This is a genomic window from Ferdinandcohnia jepli (genome assembly GCF_047246645.1).
GTDB lineage: Bacteria > Bacillota > Bacilli > Bacillales > Bacillaceae_L > Ferdinandcohnia.
Genome location: NZ_JBFOKR010000001.1, coordinates 291,615 through 310,236, shown reverse-complemented (window position 1 = coordinate 310,236; position 18,622 = coordinate 291,615). Strand labels below are relative to the sequence as shown.

The following is an 18,622-nucleotide window of genomic DNA, read 5'->3' as shown; positions in this document are numbered from 1 at the left end:
TCATCGAAATTTTATTTAATGTATAGAGTTTGTAAAGATACGTTGAAATAACCCAATAACCATTAAAATAAAATAAGTAAAAGATGCTATTAGAAAGGTAAAGCGCCAAAATCTTTTTATCATCTTGGTTGTATGTATTTCATGAGTTTTACGCCAACTTAAATACATAATAGTTAAGATAGATAAAAAGAGTATTAACAAAATTAACCACAGCATACTTTTTCCAACAATAACGAGCAGAAGATAATGAACGGCTATAATAAAAAATGCGGTCGTTATATCGACTGATAGAAAAAATGACTTACGGTTGTTTTTAACAATTATTCTACTAATAATATAGACTAATACAAAACCTAATAACGGTATTGTAACAATCGTTGCAGCAATTCCAGCAAAGAAATTAACCATTCTTAACTCCCCCTACCTTCTATTCCTTTTATAGCATTGAATAAAAAACTAGTAATCGGAAGATACACTCGTTTTCTTTCTGCTTGCTTAAGCACGTAGCCTAAAATCGCATCCACCTCTGTTTTCCTACCTTTTTCTATATCCCTTAACATTGAAGATCTATTCATTGATGTATTCTTACAAATTTGAATTACTTGAGACCACATTTTTTCACTATCCACTTCTATAACGGATGTAATCTCGGTAAATACTTCACTCATTGTCTCTTTAAAATACTGATTTTGTATTAGTTCCCCGTTCTCCACTCTATACAAGCCGGTCAACGGATTTATTACCGCATTAACTACAAGCTTCTCTGATATCATGCTATACCATTCCTGGATAAGTTCAATATTGAATGCAGGCTTGTCCGTAGAATGTATCACGTTTGTTATTACTTTTGAGTCTCCTCGACTTGCAGCAAGTTTGGTTTTCCCAATCCCAGTATGGATTACTTTTCTGTCATCCACCTTTAATGCTCCGTGTTCTACTACTCCTAGTAAAATATTCGGAGTATTAAGCTTTTCTATGTATTCAAGATGCCCCATTCCGTTTTGAAGAAATACAATGGCAGGTACTATATCCAAACCCTTATAACATTTAATTACTTCCTTTAGAGCGTATTGTTTAACTGCAATAAGTACAAGTTCCTCCTCAATGATTGAACTTGGATTTGTAGTCGCTTGTACCTTTCTTGTGTTAGACGCATTATGTTGTTCTAAGGTTACACCCTTATTTGTAAGAAGGTCTGCTTGATGTTCAGTTTTTACATAGACCGTTACGTCATTTTGCTTTGCTAGATAATAGGCAAACAATAATCCTATGGAACCTCCACCAATAATACCTATCTTCATTGTATCAACCCCACAATTTGTACTATCTACATTTTACCAAAAAGTCCGACAATATGACTAGTATCGTATCATTATATGTAATGAAAATATATATGATTGTCGAATATCTGCATTAAAAAAAACCAATAGCTTTAAAAGCTATTAGTCTTCAGGTTATACCGGATATACTGGATGTTTCCTGCGTCCAAATTCAACAGTTTTTGATTCGTAGCTTTCTAGACGATTTATTAAAACATCTCGTAATTCTGTTGCCGCTACAATATCATCAACTATTAATTCTGAGGCTAATTTATATATATCAATACTTTCTTTGTATTCCTGTTGTTTTTGTTGAACAAAAGCAATTCTTTCTTTAGGGTCTTCTATTTCATTAATTTTATTTGAGTATACTGCATTTACTGCCGCTTCGGGTCCCATAACTGCAATCTGGGCAGTAGGTAAAGCAACACAATAATCCGGTTCGAAAGCCGGGCCAGCCATTGCATAGAGACCCGCTCCATAAGCTTTCCGTACAATTACCGATATTTTCGGAACGGTTGCAGAACTCATCGCGGCAATTAATTTAGCACCATGTCTAATTATTCCCGCTCTCTCTACTTTTGTACCAATCATAAAGCCAGGTACATCCGCTAAAAATAGCAATGGAATATGGAATGCATCACAAAGAGTTATAAACTTTGCAGCTTTATCTGCTGAGTCTACAAATAACACCCCACCCTTTACTTTGGGTTGATTTGCAATTATTCCTACAGGACGACCGTTGATGCGTGCAAGCCCAGTTATTATTTCAGGAGCAAAAAGTTTCTTAACTTCATAAAAGCTTCCTTCATCAATGAGAGTATCAATACCTTCGTACATATCAAAAGGGGCATTCTGATTAACAGGAATGATATCCGACAAGCTTCTTCCTTCTTTAGGCCCCACACCAGCTGCTTTTTCTGGCTGCTTTGTATAATTCGCAGGGAAGTATCGTAAATACTGTCGGGCGCTTTGAATTGCCTCCTCTTCATTTGCTGCAAGCACATCTCCACAGCCACTTACTGTGCAGTGCATTCTTGCACCACCCATTTCTTCAAGACTTACCTTTTCCCCAATAACTTTCTCCGCCATTCGAGGGGAACCTAAATACATAGAAGCATTTTTGTCTACCATAATAACAATATCACAGAATGCAGGTATATAAGCTCCACCAGCTGCAGATGGGCCGAATAGTATACAGATCTGTGGAATCATTCCTGAAAGTCTAACTTGATTATGGAAAATACGGCCCGCTCCACGGCGGTTTGGGAACATTTCAAGTTGATCTGTAATTCGTGCTCCTGCTGAATCTACTAAATAAAGTAAAGGAACTTGTAGCTTTTCAGCTGTTTCCTGAATACGAATAATCTTTTCAACTGTCCTTGATCCCCAAGAGCCTGCCTTAACTGTTGAGTCATTCGCCATAACACATACCTTTTGGCCGTTAATATTTCCAATTGCAGTAACCACACCATCTGCTGGCAAATCTCCTGCCGTATAATTCGCAAATTTACCATCTTCTTGATAAATACCATTATCAAATAGCAGTTTTAGTCGGTCTCGAACAAATAACTTGTTTTGCTCTTTTAACTTTTGATGATACTTTTCCTGTCCACCCGCTTCTATCTCATTAACTTTTTCTGAAAGCATTTGATCAAGATCTTTTGTTTGAAGCATATCCTTCCTCCTATAGTTAACGTATGGTTGCAATAAAAATTGTTAGTCGGTGCAAACTATTATTCTAGTACAAGTAAGGTTTCATCTTCATTTACAAAACTACCTACTTCTACCTTTACATCAGAAACTTTGCCATTAATTTGGCTCTCAATCGGAATTTCCATCTTCATTGACTCAAGCATTACCACTACTTGCCCTTCGGTAACTTCATCTCCATTTGAAACTAATACCTGTAATACAGTACCTGCCATTGATGATGTAATTTCTTTCATTTTTTGTTTTCCTCCTAATGTTTATGTTCATAAATTGAATAAATTATATTTATTTTTATACCAAATTAGTAAACCCTATGAAATGTATCCCCAATACCCTACTTTTTGGACAGAAATCCCGTTGTATAGTTTCCTTCGGTAAAAGATTCATCGTCCATAATCCTTTGAAATAGTGGGATGTTTGTTTTGATTCCCTTTACTTCTATTTCTTTTAGAAGTTCCTTGGCTTTATGTATTGCTTCTTTTCTATTCTCCCCTTTAACAATAAGCTTTGCGATCATCGGGTCATAGAAGGGGGTAACAGTATTTCCTTCGCCATAGCCATTATCAATGCGAATTCCATCCTTATCCGAAGGTATCGAAAACACTTCTATTTTACCTGGTGATGGTAAAAATGTGTTAGGGTCCTCTGCATAGAGGCGTAATTCCATTGAGTGTCCGGATGAAGTAATTTCTTTCTGAGATAACGGTAATGTTCCTCCATCCGCAACTAAAAGCTGCCACTTTACTAAATCTAAATTGGTAATCATTTCAGTAATCGGATGTTCAACCTGAAGCCTTGTATTCATTTCTAGAAAATAAAAATTCTCTTCTTCATCTACAATAAATTCAACTGTGCCAGCGTTATAATATTGAACATATGTAGCTGCTTTTATTGCTGCATTACATATTTCTTTTCTTGTTTCTACTGATATAAAAGGAGAAGGAGTTTCTTCAATTACCTTCTGATTTCTCCGTTGGATCGAACAATCTCTTTCAAATAAGTGAACTACATTCCCATTTTGGTCACCAAAAATTTGTACTTCAATATGTCTGGCATTTGAAATGTATTTTTCAATAAAGACCTCATCATTACCAAAATACATTTTTGCACGTGTCTTTGTAGATTGGAAGGCTTTTTTTATATCCTCTTCTGTATGACAAAGCACCATTCCAATTCCACCACCACCACCACTAGCCTTTAGCATTACGGGGTACCCAATGTCAGAAGCAAACACACAAGCTTCCTCAATTGTTTTTAAACCCTCATTACTTCCAGGGACAACAGGGACACCTGCATCAATCATAGTTTGTCTCGCTTTCACCTTATCTCCCATTAACTCGATTACCTCTGGTGATGGACCAATAAAAATAATAGATTGCTTGGCAACTTGCTTAGCAAAATCGGCATTTTCTGATAAAAAGCCATAGCCTGGGTGAATTGCGTCCACTTCTTCACGACCAGCTATTTCGAGAATTTCGTCAATTTGAAGATAAGACTTCGTTACGGGTGGTTCTCCAACTCTATATGCTACAGTTGCATTTTGTACATATGGTAAGTCCTTATCTGCATCTGAATAAATAGCGACTGTTGATATACCCATTTCATTACAGGTTCTAATAATTCTTGATGCAATCTCTCCCCTATTTGCAACTAAAACTTTTTTCAAATTCGTTTCCCCTTTCGCAAATTGTACAAGGCTGACCTTATATTTATTTCTACACTAATCTACATTATCCTCCTATTAACTGAAAACGCTTTCTATTTTTTTCTACAGAATTTTTTGTTTTTTTATTATATAATGAATAAAAGAATATTAAAAAACTGTTTTGGTTAGTAGAATTTTCTGAGGGGGATATAACATGTATACAACAAAAGTTGAAAAATTATTAGTAAACTACAAAACATTAGAAGAGTTTAAAAAATTTAAAGAATACGGTCTACAAGAGCTTTCTATGCTTGAGGACCTTGAAGCAAATATAATAGAAAATGATAGCGATTCACCATTTTATGGAATTTACTTCGGCGAGAAATTAGTTGCACGTATGAGTTTATACACAGTTGGTAAGAAGTTTAACAAATATTTCGAACCGGCGCAGGATTACCTTGAGCTTTGGAAGCTTGAGGTCTTACCGGATTATCAGAGAAAAGGTTTCGGTAAAGCCCTTGTAGACTATGCAAAATCATTTAATCTCCCAATTAAAACAAATCCCCGGGTAAAGTCCTCTGAATTTTGGGAAAGAATGGGGTTCACACCTGCTGCTTATAATATGGAAAGAGATCTTGGTGAAAACCCACTTTTATGGTTCCCAGAAGGTGTACATGAAATAGATGAATAAATAGAAGAAACAGCTGAACATATGGTCAGCTGTTTTTTCGTGCCTTTTTAGACTTCGCTAGTAAAAATACTAAGACTAGCTTATTATTTTTCAACTCTTTCTAAGTTACCATTACGGTCCATTTGAAATTTCACTTTTTTACTTCTTTCATCCTCTTGGAGGACAACCATTTTCCGGGCACGTTCCATGATCTCAATAAGTGCCTTATAATCTTCTTCAATTAATTGGATGTTACTTTCAAGCGTTTTCTTATCCGCCTCAAGTTCTTCAATTTGTTCTTGAAGTCTATCTACTTGTATAGTTAATGTTTTATTTTCATTGATTATATTGTGTAATTGATTTTCTTGCTTTTCATACTCTCCGAGAAATTGAATCACATCTTTAAGTGTAAGCTCTTGATTATTCACTGCTCCTTGTGATTGCGGTTCTGCCTCAACATGTTCATAAGTCGAAACTTCAGAATGAGCTTGCTTCTTTAATTCTTTACGTTGTTTTTTAGCTAGTTCTATCGCTGTCTTGTATTGCTTACGAACATATGAGTTCCATCTAAAACCACATGCCGCGGCTGTCCGGGATAACGTCCGGCCTACTTCTTCAAATGCACCTAATTGCGTCCCACCTTCACGGATGTGACGCAGTACAACCTCAGCTAGAAGTAGATCCTCATCTTGAGTCCAAGCATCTTGACGTGTAGTTGTCATACCTTTCCCTCCTAAACTTCTTTTTTACTATACATATGCACGTAGTAGAAAAGATAGACTATACACAATCTAGCAAGATTTATTTAATTCTTTTGTATAAACTTGTATACAGCTTTATGGTGTTCCTCTGATGCCCATAAACGTGAACATTCCTTAATTTCTTCAAACATTCTCTCCTTCAACCCTGTGGAATTGAATTTTGTATTTACAACTTTTTTATACGCATTTATTACTTTTGTACTATGAGCTATATTACTTGTAATAAAATGGTTACTTTCTCCGAGAGTATCATTTGCTGAAACTAATTGATTAATAAACCCTAATTCATATGCTTCTTGTGCAGAATAAATACTACCCGACAATAGCATTTCAAGTGCAGTTGTTGAAGGGACCCTTTCTAGCAGCAAGGATGCCCCACCCCATCCGGTTGTTATCCCTAAACTGCCTTGTACAAATCCAACTCTACTTCCAGAAGATGCTAGTCTATAATCACAAGCTGTCGCCAGTTCACATCCTCCTCCTATTGCAAGTCCATTTAAGAGAGCAACTGTAGGCTTGGATAGTGTGGCTAGTGAATATAGAATTGTTCCCATTTTTGAAAGCATCTGATAAGCGTCTTCTTGTGTAAATAGAGTTTGAAACGCTGTAAGATCCCCTCCCGCACAGAAGGCCTTGTCTCCCGCTCCAGTTATCACTAATATTTTATCGTTTTCTTCCTTTTCAACCTCAGATATTGTTAGTGCTAATCCGTCCATTACATCATAATCAATTGCATTTCTTTTGTCTGGACGATTAATGGTGAACCAAACAATTCCCAATTCATCATCTCTTGATACAATGTATTTATTCATTTGAATCCCTCCAACATTTTGGATTATTTTCTTGTTTAGTCCATTTGCAATCATTCCTTGTTGTTCCTACTATGTAAGGGTTAATCCATCATACTTAAGTATAATTAATAATCTTGCCTAAGTTAAATAAAAAACGTGTCAATAACTAAGTTATTGACACGTTTTTATTGAGCTAACAAAAAATTATTTGTTAACAACTTCTTTTCCTTTGTAAGTACCGCATTCTTTACATACGCGGTGTGCTAATTTCATTTCACCACAGTTTGGGCATGCCACCATACCTGGCACTTGTAATTTGAAATGAGTACGACGTAATCTTTTTCTTGTTTTAGATGTTCTTCTAAAAGGTACAGCCATTATTCCCACCTCCTTAAAAAATGGTTAAAGATGGATTTTATTCGTCTTCAAAGAATTTTGCTAATCCCGCCAACCTAGGGTCTATCTTTTTCTTGTTATCTTCTTCGGAGATAACTTCCCAATCCTGACCTGATTGTGGAGCACCATCTTGAGAGTTCGAATCATCACTAAAAATCTGAATTGGAATTTCAAGAAGAATATTTTCCTTGATTAGAGGAAGCAAATCTATTACTTCTCCCCGAACATGGTGAACATCGTCATCCGATTCTGAATCAAAATCTGATGTGTCTCTTAGTAAGAATGTTTCAGTAGTTCGAATTTCGAACGGAAACTTTACATCAACTAAAGTTCGTGAGCAAGGCAGAATCATTGATCCTGAAATCGTTAAATGAAATGTTGCTTTCGTTGAGCTAAGATCACCACGACCAGTAATATGGACCGGTGAAACGTCTCGTATTGATTTATCAATATCTTTTAAGTCACTTACATCAACAATTTCGTCAATCGTTAAGCCTTTCCGAGCTAGCTGATTTAATTGATTAATTGACCATTTCATGTGAAATCACCTCAAGGCAACAAAGGTAATTATAGCTTTGTAGATTACATTTGTCAATATTTTTTCTTTACACTATAATATATATATTCCTTACTACTATACCAGCTTTTCCAAAAAAATAATATTTAAATATAATATATTTGGAAACCGCCAAAATTGGCACTATACCAATTCCTTAAATAAAGTAAAAACTTATTAAAGTATACTATTATGCCTTACAATGAACAATACCCAACTTAGTACAACACCAAAAAGGCATCAAAAATAAACGTTGAAGGGTGTCGCTATGAAGGCAGTAGGTGTAATTGTTGAATATAATCCATTCCATAATGGACATTATTTTCATCTTAATGAAACAAAAAAGGAAACAAACGCCGATTGTGTAATTGCCGTGATGAGCGGCAACTTCTTACAACGTGGCGAACCAGCCTTAGTTTCTAAATGGACACGAACTAAAATGGCTTTAGAAGCAGGAGTTGACATTGTTATAGAATTACCTTACGCATTTGCAACTCAAAAAGCCGAGACTTTTGCTAACGGAAGCATCTCATTATTAAATGCCCTACATTGCTCAGAAGTCTGTTTTGGTAGTGAAAATGGAACTATAACTGACTTTGAACGCACGGTTTCATTCATGATAGATAACCAAAATTCCTATGACCAATTAATGAAAGAAGTTGTAAAACAAGGGTATAGCTATCCAAAAGCAGCATCCCTAGCTTATTCTTCTCTATCTAACAATGATACATACCTTGATTTGTCAAAACCTAATAATATTCTTGGATTTCACTATGTTAAGGCAATACATGACCAAAGTAGTACCGTTAAAGCAACAACCATTAAGAGAACATCTGCAGATTATCACGACGAAACCTTTACACATAACTCCATAGCTAGCGCAACTAGTATTAGAAAAGCGCTATTCTCTGGTAACAAAGAAATCAATGAAATTGAAAGTTATATACCAGCAAGTACACTTTATTGGTTAAAATCCTATTATAATGAGTACCAATTATTTCATCAATGGGAAAATTACTTTTCTCTTTTAAAATATAAACTCCTGACTTCTACTCCTAGTGAACTTTCCAGGATTTATGAAGTGGAAGAAGGTATTGAGAACAGGCTATTGACTTACATCAAAGAAGCCACTAGTTTTTATGAATTTATGGAACTAATAAAAACAAAACGATATACATGGACTCGTTTGCAGAGGATATGTCTTCGTATACTTACCAATACAACTAAAGAACAGCTACACTCTGTTTTAGTTAAGCCTGAGGCAACATATATTAGATTGCTTGGCATGTCAGTAAATGGTCAAACTTATTTAAATAGCATTAAAAAAGATGTAGAATTACCAATCATTTCAAAGGTATCAGCTTACGAAGATGAATTACTTTCATTAGATTTCAAAGCAACCCTGACATACTTATCTGTATTTCCTGAACCTCTTCGTTCTGAACTTCTTAAACAGGAATATTCCACACCTCCAATTCGGTTCGATGAGAAAGAACACAAATACTTGTAATTAAACCAAAAACAGCCACTACATACGTAGAGGCTGTTTTTTTGTATGATTAGCTACCATTTAACTCTTCAAGATAATGTAGTGCTTCTTCAAATGTATCTACAGGAACTATTTTCATATCCGATTTAATATCTTTTGCTGTAATTAATGCATTTTGATAGTCTGAATCGGCTGCCCCATTTTCATTTGGTGCAAAGAAAATATCAACATCTGAACGATCGGCTGCAACAATTTTTTGGCCAATGCCACCTATTGGTCCAACAATCCCATCATCATTTATTGTTCCGGTACCGGCAATTCGTAGTCCATTCGTAAGATCCTTCTCGGTAAGTTGATTATATATTTCGAGTGTAAACATAAGACCTGCTGATGGTCCACCAATCTTTTCCGTATCTATTGCGAGTTTTGGGTCAGTAATTACTTCACGATCCGTTATTAGTTCAATACCAATTCCGACCTTTTCTGGCTGAGTAGGAAAAGGGACAATTGGTATTGATACAACTTCCTCTTTATTATTTCTCTCTATTGATAGCTCTATAACATCATTTTCCTTCTTACTTGATACATATGTAATAAATTCATCCTGATCTTCAATCTCTTTTCCATCTACTGCAAAAATGCGGTCACCTGGTTTTAACTTTTTTTCGGCTGGCATATCTTTAAGAATTCTCATGACATAGATTCCATGGTTTTTTACTGTTACCTCTTTATTAGCATAACGATACGCTACCGAAATGGCTGATTCCTGTGAATCTTCCATATAAAAAAGTTGGCGGTTTGTATATTCCTCATCACTTTCATCTTCTCGTCTCACGTGATTGATAGGAAGGATTTCATGATACTTGTTTAACTTTGCCCACCCAAAACTAAAAATATTTGCCTGACCCATTCTTATCGTTGTTAGCATGAATTCCCCTTTTTCTTTATAGCCGTTTTCCACATCAATAATTGGATCAAGCTCTGTTGCCATTCCTGGTTTTGTTACATAATAAGGCAATTGAATAAATGTGCCTAGGACAGCTATAACAACACCAACCAACAAAGCTTTTATATATGGTTTACTTCTTTTTTTTCTCTCCATTATGTGAAATCTCCTTCCACTTTGCAATTGCCTGATGGATCATTGGAATTTGTTTCCTCGTTTCCTCTTCACCAATTCGTATTATATCTTCAATATTTGTAAATGCACGTGAACTATATTGTCCAACATGTGGACGTATCATAACATCAGATGTGATTTCTCCAAATTTCACGAGTTCCTTCTGCATGATATCAATACTCTGAAGTATGACATCAAAAATTGAAGTAACCTCTTCATTAATTTTAACATGTGAAACATCAACCGCAATAACGATATCCGCACCCATCTCTTTTACGACTGAAATAGGAACCCTATCGATAACGCCTCCATCAACAAGAATTCTACCATTAATTTTCTCAGGAACGAAAATCCCCGGAATAGCTATGCTTGCTCTTACTGCATCAGAAACAGGACCTTCTGTAAATACCACTTTCTCTCCCGTTAATAAATCTGTTGCAACAATTGAGATTGGAATATCTAACTGTTCAATTGTTTTTCCATGAGTAAAAACCCGGATGAGTTCTTTTACACGTTTGCCAGCGATAAATCCCATTTTAGGAACTGTAAAATCTAAATAATATTTTCTCTTAAACGCTAATGCCAACTTATATAATCGGTCAATGTCCAAACCTGCTCCATAAAAACTGGCAACAAGTGCCCCCATGCTACTTCCTGAGATATAATGAATTGGGATATTTTCCTCCAGTAAAACTTTTATCACTCCAAGATGGGCGAATCCTCTTGCACCACCTGACCCTAATGCCAAACCGATTGTCGGCTCCTTCAAGTAAATCCTCCTCCACCCTATACCAACATACTCTTAGTTCAATATATTTCAGTATATGAATATGATAAAGAAAACTTGTACATTCTTTTTGGTATAAACTGACTACCTAATTACGTATATTGAAATAGATGTACAAACATAGAAGCAAGTACATTTTATATTTTTGGTCTCTTTTATTCTATCACTCATTTTAACTTATTGTATAGAAAAGAAGACTTCGGTGGGAGGCGTACCATTGACACGTTCGAGATTTAAGACTGTAGTAATAGCTGCTGGAGTATCATTACTAACCATTGCACTGATTTATTTTCCTAAAGAAGCACTCGATGCTTCCAGGGTAGGCTTAGAAATGTGGTGGAAAATTGTATTCCCATCATTATTGCCCTTTTTAATTATATCTGAGCTCTTGATAGGATTTGGAGTTGTAAGATTTATCGGTGTCTTATTTGAACCCTTGATGAGACCCCTATTTAAAGTACCTGGAGTGGGGGGATTTGCTTGGGCTATGGGAATGGCTTCTGGGTTTCCTGCTGGAGCAAAACTAACAGCAAGGTTACGCCAAGAAGAACAATTAACTGCTATTGAGGCTGAGAGACTAGTCTCATTTGCAAATGCTTCTAATCCATTGTTCATATTTGCCGCCATCTCGGTTGGCTTCTTCGAGAACCCCAAACTCGGCATGTTACTTGCAGTTTGTCATTATGTTGGAAACGCTTGTGTTGGTCTGGTTATGAGATTCCATGGCAGTAGTAAAGAAGAGAAAAAACCAGAAAAAAAAGAAAGAAAAAGCTATTTAGTTGAGGCTCTTCGTGAATTACACCGAACTCGTCTAAGAGAGAAAAGACCCTTTGGACAAATTCTAGGTGATGCAGTTTCATCTTCCATCCAGACATTGCTCATGATTGGTGGATTCATTATCTTATTCTCGGTGCTTAATAAATTACTCTCATTAGTAAATATCATTGCTATTGTAGGTGGTTTACTGTCTTTACTATTAAAACTAATCCATTTACCTCCTGAACTAAGTATTCCATTAATCTCCGGTTTATTTGAAATTACAACCGGCTCGATGATGACTAGTCAAGTTACGGATGTAGACTTGCTATTTAAAGTTATAATAGTTAGCTTTGTTTTAGGATTTTGTGGTTTATCTGTTCAAGCACAGGTTGCAAGTATTCTAGCAGAAACAGATATAAGGTTTAAACCATTTTTTATTGCCAGAATCATGCACGGTTTTTTCGCTGGCGGACTTGCTTTCGTTCTTTGGAAGCCACTTTACGCAAATCTTCCTGATAGCGAACGAACAGGAGGAGTCGTTTCAGTATTTCTTCAAGAACAAACACCACTATGGATCGAAATTATCTGGAACAACTTAATAAAATTTGGTCCCCTTGTAACTATATTTTCTCTACTTGTATACATCTTAATTTACACAGGCAAAATAAAAAGCCCCCGATTTTAAGAGGGGCTTTTAAATTTCTTTATTAGGGCTTCTTCAACTGGTTTAGGAACTAATTCAGAAATCTTTCCATGATACTTTGCAGCTTCCTTTACTATACTGGAACTGAGGAATGAATATTGATTATTTGTCATCATAAAGAAAGTTTCTATTTCCTCATTTAATATACGATTCATCGAAGTTATCTGCATTTCATATTCAAAATCGGATACTGCACGAAGTCCACGTAGAATAGCATTTGCATTCTTCTCACTAGCGTAATCCATTAATAAACCTTGAAATGATTCAACTTTTATATTTTCTAAATCTTTAGTAACTTCTTTCAAAAGTTCAATTCTTTCTTCAACGGAAAACAGCGGATTTTTTGAAGAATTATTTAACACACAAACATAAATTATATCAAAAACCTTAGCGCCTCTTTTAATGATATCTAAGTGTCCATTAGTAACTGGATCAAAACTCCCTGGACATACGGCGATTCTCGTCATTCAATTTCTCCTTCCTCATCCAATAGATATCGATAAATTGATACCCCGATAATTCCATATTTTTCGGAACGGACTTTACTTATCTTACCGAAAGACTCGTCTAACGTTACTTCAGATCCATGCTCAGCTACAATATAACCATTTTTAGATAATAAGCTATGTTCACTTATTTCTTGTAATAATTGATTTATTTTTTGTTGTTTATATGGTGGATCCAAAAGAATTAAGTCAAATTGGATATCTCTTTTTACTAGAGCCTTCATAGCCCTTGTTGCATCATTGCGATAAATTTCAGCGTGTTCACTAAGTTTACAAATTTCCAGGTTGGCTTTAATTGTCTGAATGGCTTTTTGATCACGATCAACAAAGATAATCTTCTCAATCCCTCTGCTAAGAGCTTCAATTCCCAGACCACCACTGCCACCAAATAAATCCAACCCAATTCCCCCATCAAAATAAGGGCCGATTATATTAAAAATAGCTTCTTTAACTTTGTCTGTTGTAGGACGAGTAGACGTGCCTGGTACCGCTTTCAAGTGCAAACCCTTCTTTGTTCCCGAAACAACTCTCATACCTTTTCACCAACATTCTAGTATCAATATGTATAATAAGAAAAGCGCAAGCGCGTTTGAAGATGAACATCGACTAACATCCGCCACGTCCTGTGGCGAACGTCGATGTCAGCACATCCTCGAAAATGCTACGCATTTTCTTCGTGCGATGCCTATGCTGCCGTAGCCTTCCTTGTCCTGTGCAAGTCCGACAAGCGCTGGCCGGCTAAAGTCGCCACGTCCTTATGTCTTCGCCGGCACTAGCACGTCCTATGCGTCGGAACCCTGACGAGGAGGCTCGAAAAAAAGCAAAGCTTTTTTCCTGCGAGGTTTTTCCTCACGAAGCATCCCTCAGTGTTGCCGCCGCAGGAGGGGTGAAGCGACCTCGAGGGGCTAGGCGCTGGAGCTAGACACCGAAAACTCGGTTGAAATTTTCAAACTTTCTTTTCATTTTAAAAACAACATCCTAATCCTATCATAAACTAAAAGGTTTGTTAATAATAAGTATATTATGTATGGGTAATCTTATCATTTAATCGCACTTCCATGCACTATTATCTTATCTCAGTTTTCTTCTTTCATCCTATGTATACTGCTTAAATAGTTTTATGAAAAATGGAAAAGAGAATACTATATTACGTAAAGCTCCTCTTTAAACGAAAACGAGTAAAAAAATAATTGTACATGTATACACATTTTTCAATTGGTCATAATTAGTATTAACAACATCATTCGAGGATGTTGTTGCCAACCGCGGAGAAGACTTACGTTTCCCCATAAGTTCTTCCTCCGGTTTCTCCTCTCCCTTTGCCTTCTTCCATGTGACCGGATATTAAAACATGGAATGGAAGGACCCTGCGGGTAAAACTTGCAGGGTTTTTTTACTTTTATTTAACACCGATTTCACCATTATTTTCGTAAATCATGTCTTCTTTCTAATTTATCCCCCTATCAGACTCTAGTACCTACTTAAGTAAACATTTTAATTTTACTATTTTCATGATACAGTTAACATGTTAAAACAACTTCTTAAGGGGTAGGAAATATGATACAACGATTTATTGAACTAGGCGAAGGCTATTCTGACATTTATGAATTACTTGAACTTGCAAAAGGAAACAAAGACAGACTTTCTAGGTTATTTGCGTTTAATACAATTATTAATAATAATAAAGTTACATCGCTGGCAATAGCTTTTCAACCAACAAACCCTGGTGATTTTCAAGCAATTTACATATGTCGTGAAGGTATTCCTAATCCGGAAGAAAAACCAAATAAACGGTACATGTTGTTTTCGGAACTTGCGGATGAATTAGATATTCCTATCATTACACTGGACGTAAAACCTTCAACAATTTTTAATGAAAAAGAACTCTATTATCAACATTTAATTGGAATACTGCGTATGAACAGATATCTTCCACCGATGAAATAAGTAATGCGGAAGCGCCTTGAAAAAAGGAACATCGACTAAAAAACGCCACGAACTAAATAATTTACTCATAAAGAAAAGCTTATCAAAAGCAGTTTGCTTTTGATAAGCTTTTTATAATCCAATCTTATAATCATATTCCTTTGCTCGGTCTGGCCTTTTGTTCTCAAATTCCATCTTAAGAAAAGGTTTATATGAAGGTTCTACTTTTTTTACATAAGATAATGATTTAAGTTTACCTACAATTGATTCGGTATTTTCCATATCATTATATATAACAACGTATTTTAAACGTTTTGATACGTAATGTATGTTGCCGAACTTTCGCAGCAATTTTACATGCTTTAATGATTGCAGCCAAACAATAATTCCTTGACGCTGTCCGAACATAGTTTTTCTCCTTTAAACAAATGCTTACTAAATAGTCTAGCAAACCAGTCAAATTTTTACAAGTTAAATAAAGTAGAAAACTAGTAAAGTTCAGAAAACTCGTAACTTTTAGCTACAACCACAGCTTCCACCACTTCCGCAGCCTCCGCCACAGCTAGAGATGGAATCAAAGTATGGATTCCCAGTTGGTACCTTTATATATTCAGATACTGAACGTCCCAATAAAACACTTATTTCATCAAGTATTTTTTGAAGATCATCCTCTGCCTTTTTAAAAGCTGCAATTGTTTCATGAAGATCGAGTTTTCTTTTTAGTTCCCTGGTTTCCTTTGAAACTGTTCGAAAATCAGGATGATACTTCCCGAATCTTTGAACTTCCTCGTATTTATCCTTCATTTTCTGAAAATCATTAATTAATCTTTGCGCTTCTCTATCCTTTTGTAATTTATATAAACAGCTGCGGTATTCATCAGCTAATTCAGATTGTAATATCATCGATGCAATGTTCTCTGCTTCCTCTAAAATAAAGACTCTTTCAATTGTTGCAATCAACCTTAACACCTCCACAATCACTATACCATGATTTTAAAAGAATAGCGACTTGTAGATACTTATGTGTTATATAACTCACTTATTTTATTACTACGTTAATTGTTTTTGATAATGGATAGTAGGTCAAATCATTGTGGACAACTCTTAATGTTAATGTGTGTTCTCCTTTCGATAATCCTTTAACAACAAAAGCTGCAGTAGAAAAGTTTTCTGTCTTATTTCCATTAATTATGACCTGCAAATGTCCTTCACCTGCTTTTTTCATTCCTTCCTTATTTGTAAAGGTAAAATCAGAAATAAAACATTCAATATACACATTATTATTTTTGACTTTATGTATTACCTGAAAATCTTGCTTAGCTAGAACTGTATAGCTATTAAGTTGATATTCAGACATGTGCACATGAAGAGGTTTATCAAATTGGCCCATTAGGAAACTAAGTAAAAAAATTTTGCTTAAAAGTAATTTACTCATTGCATTTCACTCCTCTTTTACCTAGTTTTTCCGATTGTTATAGCTTTATCACAAATTTTAAAGTTACCAAAACTAAGAAAAGCGCAAGCGCCTTTGAAGATGAACATCGACTAACATCCACCACGTCCTGTGGCGAACGTCGATGTCAGCACATCCTGTGCATGTCCGACAAGCGCTGGAACCCCGACGAGGAGGCTGTTGCCGCCGCAGGATGGGTGAAGCGACCTCGAGGGGCTAGGCGCTGGAGCTGGACTTGGATAACTTTTTTCAAGTTATCCATATCATAAAATTTTATAATTTCCTAAACAACCAAAAAAAGAAGTAACACCCAATGTTACTCCTTCCTAATCACTCTGTCTCATGCCTTGGTACATCTGTAGCATGAAAGACGCCATCTCTAATGAGTTATTAAACTTTTTAATTTTATGTGGAAATGTTTGCTTATAATATTCCCTGGCCTCAATCTGCATTCGTTGTAAATCATTTGGATTTCTTGTTAACCTTCGGTACCATATAGGATTTTCACGAATAAATGACTGAAGTTGTTTATTAGATTGAATATAGTCAAGGGTCTCTTTCCTCATCCTTAGCCCCCTTCTTTCTAGTCCTTTCTAAACACAAATGGTTGTTGTCTATGGGGCGTATTCGCAGAATTTGGATTTTTAAAGGACTGAAATTGATGAATAACTGTTTGTATAGTTGAAATTGCTTCTCCAACATTTGAAATCTGCTGTTGAAGATCGTTTACATCAACGTTTTTAAATGTCGAAAAGATCTTACCTATAAAATCATCTTTGTTAGATTCTTTCTTTTTACTGTTCTTTTCCTTAAATTTGTTCCATTTTTCATCATCTTCCCCTAACAAATACCAATCTTCATAAATTTCTTGCCAAGAATATTTCCCTTTTCTAACTTCTTGAACTAAAACAGGATGTTCTTTAACAAAACTTTTAAACTCCTGTATAGAAGGATGTAATTTTTTTCCCATGCAACTCACCTCATTTACATACAATAGCCTACTATATTTTATCTTCTGTAATGAGATGTGTTCGCCCATTTTAAATTGCCAAAGTTCACAGGTAGTTGATAAAATAATAAATATATAGAAAAATTCAAAAGAATCTGAGGTACAAATAATGGACTTAATAAGAAAGTTAGAAAAATTTCTTAAAGCGGCAACTGAAGATGAAAAACATGCCATGGAGCTAGTAATTGATGGCGTAATTAGGAAACAAACGAAACAGAACGGGTCTTATATAGGAGGGCTTCTCAATTCTAGCCGAAACATAGTAAACGATAACACCTATGAGATTACTATTCCAAATACACAGTTAATACAAAATGCTATAAATATTGTTCATGGTGGTATAACCGCAACACTGCTTGATTCAACAATGGGATCCTTGGTACACCACCTACTCCCAGATGATAAAGCGGCTGTAACAACTGAAATGAAAATAAATTATGTTGCTCCTGGAACGGGAAGTGAACTACGTTGCGTTGCATCTATGATACATAAAGGATCAAAAATATGTGTAACCGAGGGTAAAGTATTCCGTGATGACGGTGTTTTAATTGCACATGCTACAGGAAGTTTCTTCATCATACAAAGGCCAAAATAAAGGTTTATGAGGTGTAATAATGGTAACAGCAATCCTCATCCCAGCAATAATTCTATATTTCTATATTTTATCTAAACGAGAGCGAAAAAAGTTTGAAGAAAATTGGGAAGCGTTAGAAAATATAAAAGAAGAAGCAATTATAAATGGACGCGTTATAAATAAAAGTGAAGAAAAACAAAGATTTTACTATCATAAGTTTATATACGTTACAGAATTAAAAGTAAAAACACCTACAACAACTGTTAATGCTAAATGTATACTTCCCGTGAAAGAAGATTTTACTGCACCTACAATAAATGTAGGAGATGAGATTAAATGTATCGGTGAATGGAAGGAAGATTCCTTTCGTTTTATCCATTACAATATACTACCTTAGTAACACATATAAAAAGCAATACAAAGGAGCAGAACTTAATTCTGCTCC

The 18,622-nt window shown here is 35.4% G+C and carries 25 protein-coding genes; 6 read left to right on the top strand and 19 right to left on the bottom strand.

The genetic code is table 11. The features are described 5' to 3' along the window. Positions 1–15: 15 nt before the first annotated feature. The 5 genes from AB3M96_RS01625 to AB3M96_RS01605 all read right to left on the bottom strand — a co-directional run bounded on the left by AB3M96_RS01625 (position 16) and on the right by AB3M96_RS01605 (position 4,698). The gene (locus AB3M96_RS01625; RefSeq protein WP_412965809.1) at positions 16–408 is read right to left on the bottom strand and encodes a DUF3397 domain-containing protein; all 393 of its coding nucleotides are present in this window, start codon (positions 406–408) and stop codon (positions 16–18) included. 2 nt (positions 409–410) lie between these two features. Then, the gene (locus AB3M96_RS01620) at positions 411–1,301 is read right to left on the bottom strand and encodes a 2-dehydropantoate 2-reductase (protein WP_412965808.1); all 891 of its coding nucleotides are present in this window, start codon (positions 1,299–1,301) and stop codon (positions 411–413) included. 153 nt (positions 1,302–1,454) lie between these two features. Beyond that, positions 1,455–2,996: an acyl-CoA carboxylase subunit beta gene (locus AB3M96_RS01615; protein WP_412965807.1), complete on the bottom strand. Its 1,542-nt coding sequence runs from the start codon at positions 2,994–2,996 to the stop codon at positions 1,455–1,457. 59 nt (positions 2,997–3,055) lie between these two features. Further along, on the bottom strand, positions 3,056–3,268 hold the full coding sequence (locus AB3M96_RS01610; protein ID WP_412965806.1) for a biotin/lipoyl-containing protein: 213 nt from the start codon (positions 3,266–3,268) through the stop codon (positions 3,056–3,058). A 98-nt stretch (positions 3,269–3,366) separates the two neighbouring features. Then, positions 3,367–4,698, bottom strand: a complete 1,332-nt coding sequence (locus AB3M96_RS01605; protein ID WP_412965805.1) for an acetyl-CoA carboxylase biotin carboxylase subunit — start codon at positions 4,696–4,698, stop codon at positions 3,367–3,369. Between the two features lie 193 nt (positions 4,699–4,891). Here AB3M96_RS01605 and AB3M96_RS01600 point away from each other — a divergent pair, with 193 nt between their 5' ends. Continuing rightward, positions 4,892–5,368, top strand: coding sequence for an N-acetyltransferase (locus AB3M96_RS01600; RefSeq protein WP_412965804.1), 477 nt, complete (start codon positions 4,892–4,894; stop codon positions 5,366–5,368). An 83-nt stretch (positions 5,369–5,451) separates the two neighbouring features. Here AB3M96_RS01600 and gerR read toward each other — a convergent pair whose 3' ends face one another. The 4 genes from gerR to AB3M96_RS01580 form a co-directional block, all read right to left on the bottom strand. Further along, complete coding sequence (gene gerR, locus AB3M96_RS01595; RefSeq protein WP_412965803.1) at positions 5,452–6,069, bottom strand: sporulation-specific transcriptional regulator GerR; 618 nt, start codon at positions 6,067–6,069, stop codon at positions 5,452–5,454. A gap of 83 nt (positions 6,070–6,152) precedes the next feature. Further along, positions 6,153–6,920, bottom strand: coding sequence for an enoyl-CoA hydratase/isomerase family protein (locus AB3M96_RS01590; RefSeq protein WP_412965802.1), 768 nt, complete (start codon positions 6,918–6,920; stop codon positions 6,153–6,155). Between the two features lie 183 nt (positions 6,921–7,103). Beyond that, positions 7,104–7,277, bottom strand: coding sequence for a 50S ribosomal protein L32 (rpmF, locus tag AB3M96_RS01585; protein ID WP_077617716.1), 174 nt, complete (start codon positions 7,275–7,277; stop codon positions 7,104–7,106). A gap of 37 nt (positions 7,278–7,314) precedes the next feature. Then, complete coding sequence (locus AB3M96_RS01580) at positions 7,315–7,833, bottom strand: YceD family protein (protein ID WP_412965801.1); 519 nt, start codon at positions 7,831–7,833, stop codon at positions 7,315–7,317. A 286-nt stretch (positions 7,834–8,119) separates the two neighbouring features. On the opposite strand from AB3M96_RS01580, the gene AB3M96_RS01575 reads away from it, so the two are divergent. Next, complete coding sequence (locus tag AB3M96_RS01575) at positions 8,120–9,361, top strand: nucleotidyltransferase (RefSeq protein WP_412965800.1); 1,242 nt, start codon at positions 8,120–8,122, stop codon at positions 9,359–9,361. A gap of 49 nt (positions 9,362–9,410) precedes the next feature. Here the strand turns inward: AB3M96_RS01575 and AB3M96_RS01570 are convergent, their stop codons facing one another. After that, positions 9,411–10,442 (bottom strand): SepM family pheromone-processing serine protease, encoded by a 1,032-nt coding sequence (locus AB3M96_RS01570; protein WP_412965799.1) that lies wholly within the window; start codon positions 10,440–10,442, stop codon positions 9,411–9,413. Then, positions 10,420–11,229: a patatin-like phospholipase family protein gene (locus AB3M96_RS01565; protein ID WP_412965798.1), complete on the bottom strand. Its 810-nt coding sequence runs from the start codon at positions 11,227–11,229 to the stop codon at positions 10,420–10,422. The genes AB3M96_RS01570 and AB3M96_RS01565 overlap by 23 nt, the downstream gene beginning before the upstream one ends. 235 nt (positions 11,230–11,464) lie before the next feature. Between AB3M96_RS01565 and ylbJ the strand changes: the two genes are divergently transcribed. Next, the gene (gene ylbJ, locus AB3M96_RS01560; protein WP_412965797.1) at positions 11,465–12,691 is read left to right on the top strand and encodes a sporulation integral membrane protein YlbJ; all 1,227 of its coding nucleotides are present in this window, start codon (positions 11,465–11,467) and stop codon (positions 12,689–12,691) included. Here the strand turns inward: ylbJ and coaD are convergent. The 3 genes from coaD to AB3M96_RS01545 all read right to left on the bottom strand — a co-directional run bounded on the left by coaD (position 12,688) and on the right by AB3M96_RS01545 (position 14,505). Further along, on the bottom strand, positions 12,688–13,176 hold the full coding sequence (gene coaD, locus AB3M96_RS01555) for a pantetheine-phosphate adenylyltransferase (RefSeq protein ID WP_412965796.1): 489 nt from the start codon (positions 13,174–13,176) through the stop codon (positions 12,688–12,690). The two genes, ylbJ and coaD, sit on opposite strands and share 4 nt — an antisense overlap. Then, positions 13,173–13,748, bottom strand: a complete 576-nt coding sequence (gene rsmD / locus AB3M96_RS01550; RefSeq protein WP_412965795.1) for a 16S rRNA (guanine(966)-N(2))-methyltransferase RsmD — start codon at positions 13,746–13,748, stop codon at positions 13,173–13,175. Before rsmD ends, coaD begins: the two co-directional genes overlap by 4 nt. Before the next feature lie 631 nt (positions 13,749–14,379). Next, positions 14,380–14,505, bottom strand: a complete 126-nt coding sequence (locus tag AB3M96_RS01545; RefSeq protein WP_412965794.1) for a hypothetical protein — start codon at positions 14,503–14,505, stop codon at positions 14,380–14,382. 267 nt (positions 14,506–14,772) lie between these two features. Here AB3M96_RS01545 and AB3M96_RS01540 point away from each other — a divergent pair, with 267 nt between their 5' ends. Continuing rightward, positions 14,773–15,162, top strand: coding sequence for a DUF7147 family protein (locus AB3M96_RS01540; RefSeq protein WP_412965793.1), 390 nt, complete (start codon positions 14,773–14,775; stop codon positions 15,160–15,162). A 111-nt stretch (positions 15,163–15,273) separates the two neighbouring features. Here AB3M96_RS01540 and AB3M96_RS01535 read toward each other — a convergent pair whose 3' ends face one another. From AB3M96_RS01535 to ylbD, 5 genes are all read right to left on the bottom strand, one after another. Then, on the bottom strand, positions 15,274–15,549 hold the full coding sequence (locus tag AB3M96_RS01535) for a YlbG family protein (RefSeq protein WP_412965792.1): 276 nt from the start codon (positions 15,547–15,549) through the stop codon (positions 15,274–15,276). Positions 15,550–15,657: 108 nt separating this feature from the next. Continuing rightward, positions 15,658–16,101 (bottom strand): YlbF/YmcA family competence regulator, encoded by a 444-nt coding sequence (locus AB3M96_RS01530; protein ID WP_412965791.1) that lies wholly within the window; start codon positions 16,099–16,101, stop codon positions 15,658–15,660. 79 nt (positions 16,102–16,180) lie between these two features. Continuing rightward, positions 16,181–16,576, bottom strand: a complete 396-nt coding sequence (locus AB3M96_RS01525) for a hypothetical protein (protein WP_412965790.1) — start codon at positions 16,574–16,576, stop codon at positions 16,181–16,183. 344 nt (positions 16,577–16,920) lie between these two features. Then, positions 16,921–17,160 carry a YlbE-like family protein gene (locus tag AB3M96_RS01520; RefSeq protein ID WP_412965789.1) on the bottom strand — a complete coding sequence of 80 codons (240 nt, stop codon included), beginning with the start codon at positions 17,158–17,160 and terminating at the stop codon, positions 16,921–16,923. A 17-nt stretch (positions 17,161–17,177) separates the two neighbouring features. After that, positions 17,178–17,564: a spore coat protein YlbD gene (gene ylbD / locus AB3M96_RS01515; protein WP_412965788.1), complete on the bottom strand. Its 387-nt coding sequence runs from the start codon at positions 17,562–17,564 to the stop codon at positions 17,178–17,180. 148 nt (positions 17,565–17,712) lie between these two features. Here ylbD and AB3M96_RS01510 point away from each other — a divergent pair, with 148 nt between their 5' ends. Together AB3M96_RS01510 and AB3M96_RS01505 are read left to right on the top strand one after the other, a co-directional pair. Further along, positions 17,713–18,198 (top strand): PaaI family thioesterase, encoded by a 486-nt coding sequence (locus AB3M96_RS01510; RefSeq protein ID WP_412965787.1) that lies wholly within the window; start codon positions 17,713–17,715, stop codon positions 18,196–18,198. A gap of 19 nt (positions 18,199–18,217) precedes the next feature. After that, positions 18,218–18,574 carry a hypothetical protein gene (locus tag AB3M96_RS01505; RefSeq protein WP_412965786.1) on the top strand — a complete coding sequence of 119 codons (357 nt, stop codon included), beginning with the start codon at positions 18,218–18,220 and terminating at the stop codon, positions 18,572–18,574. The last annotated feature ends 48 nt before the right edge of the window (positions 18,575–18,622 follow it).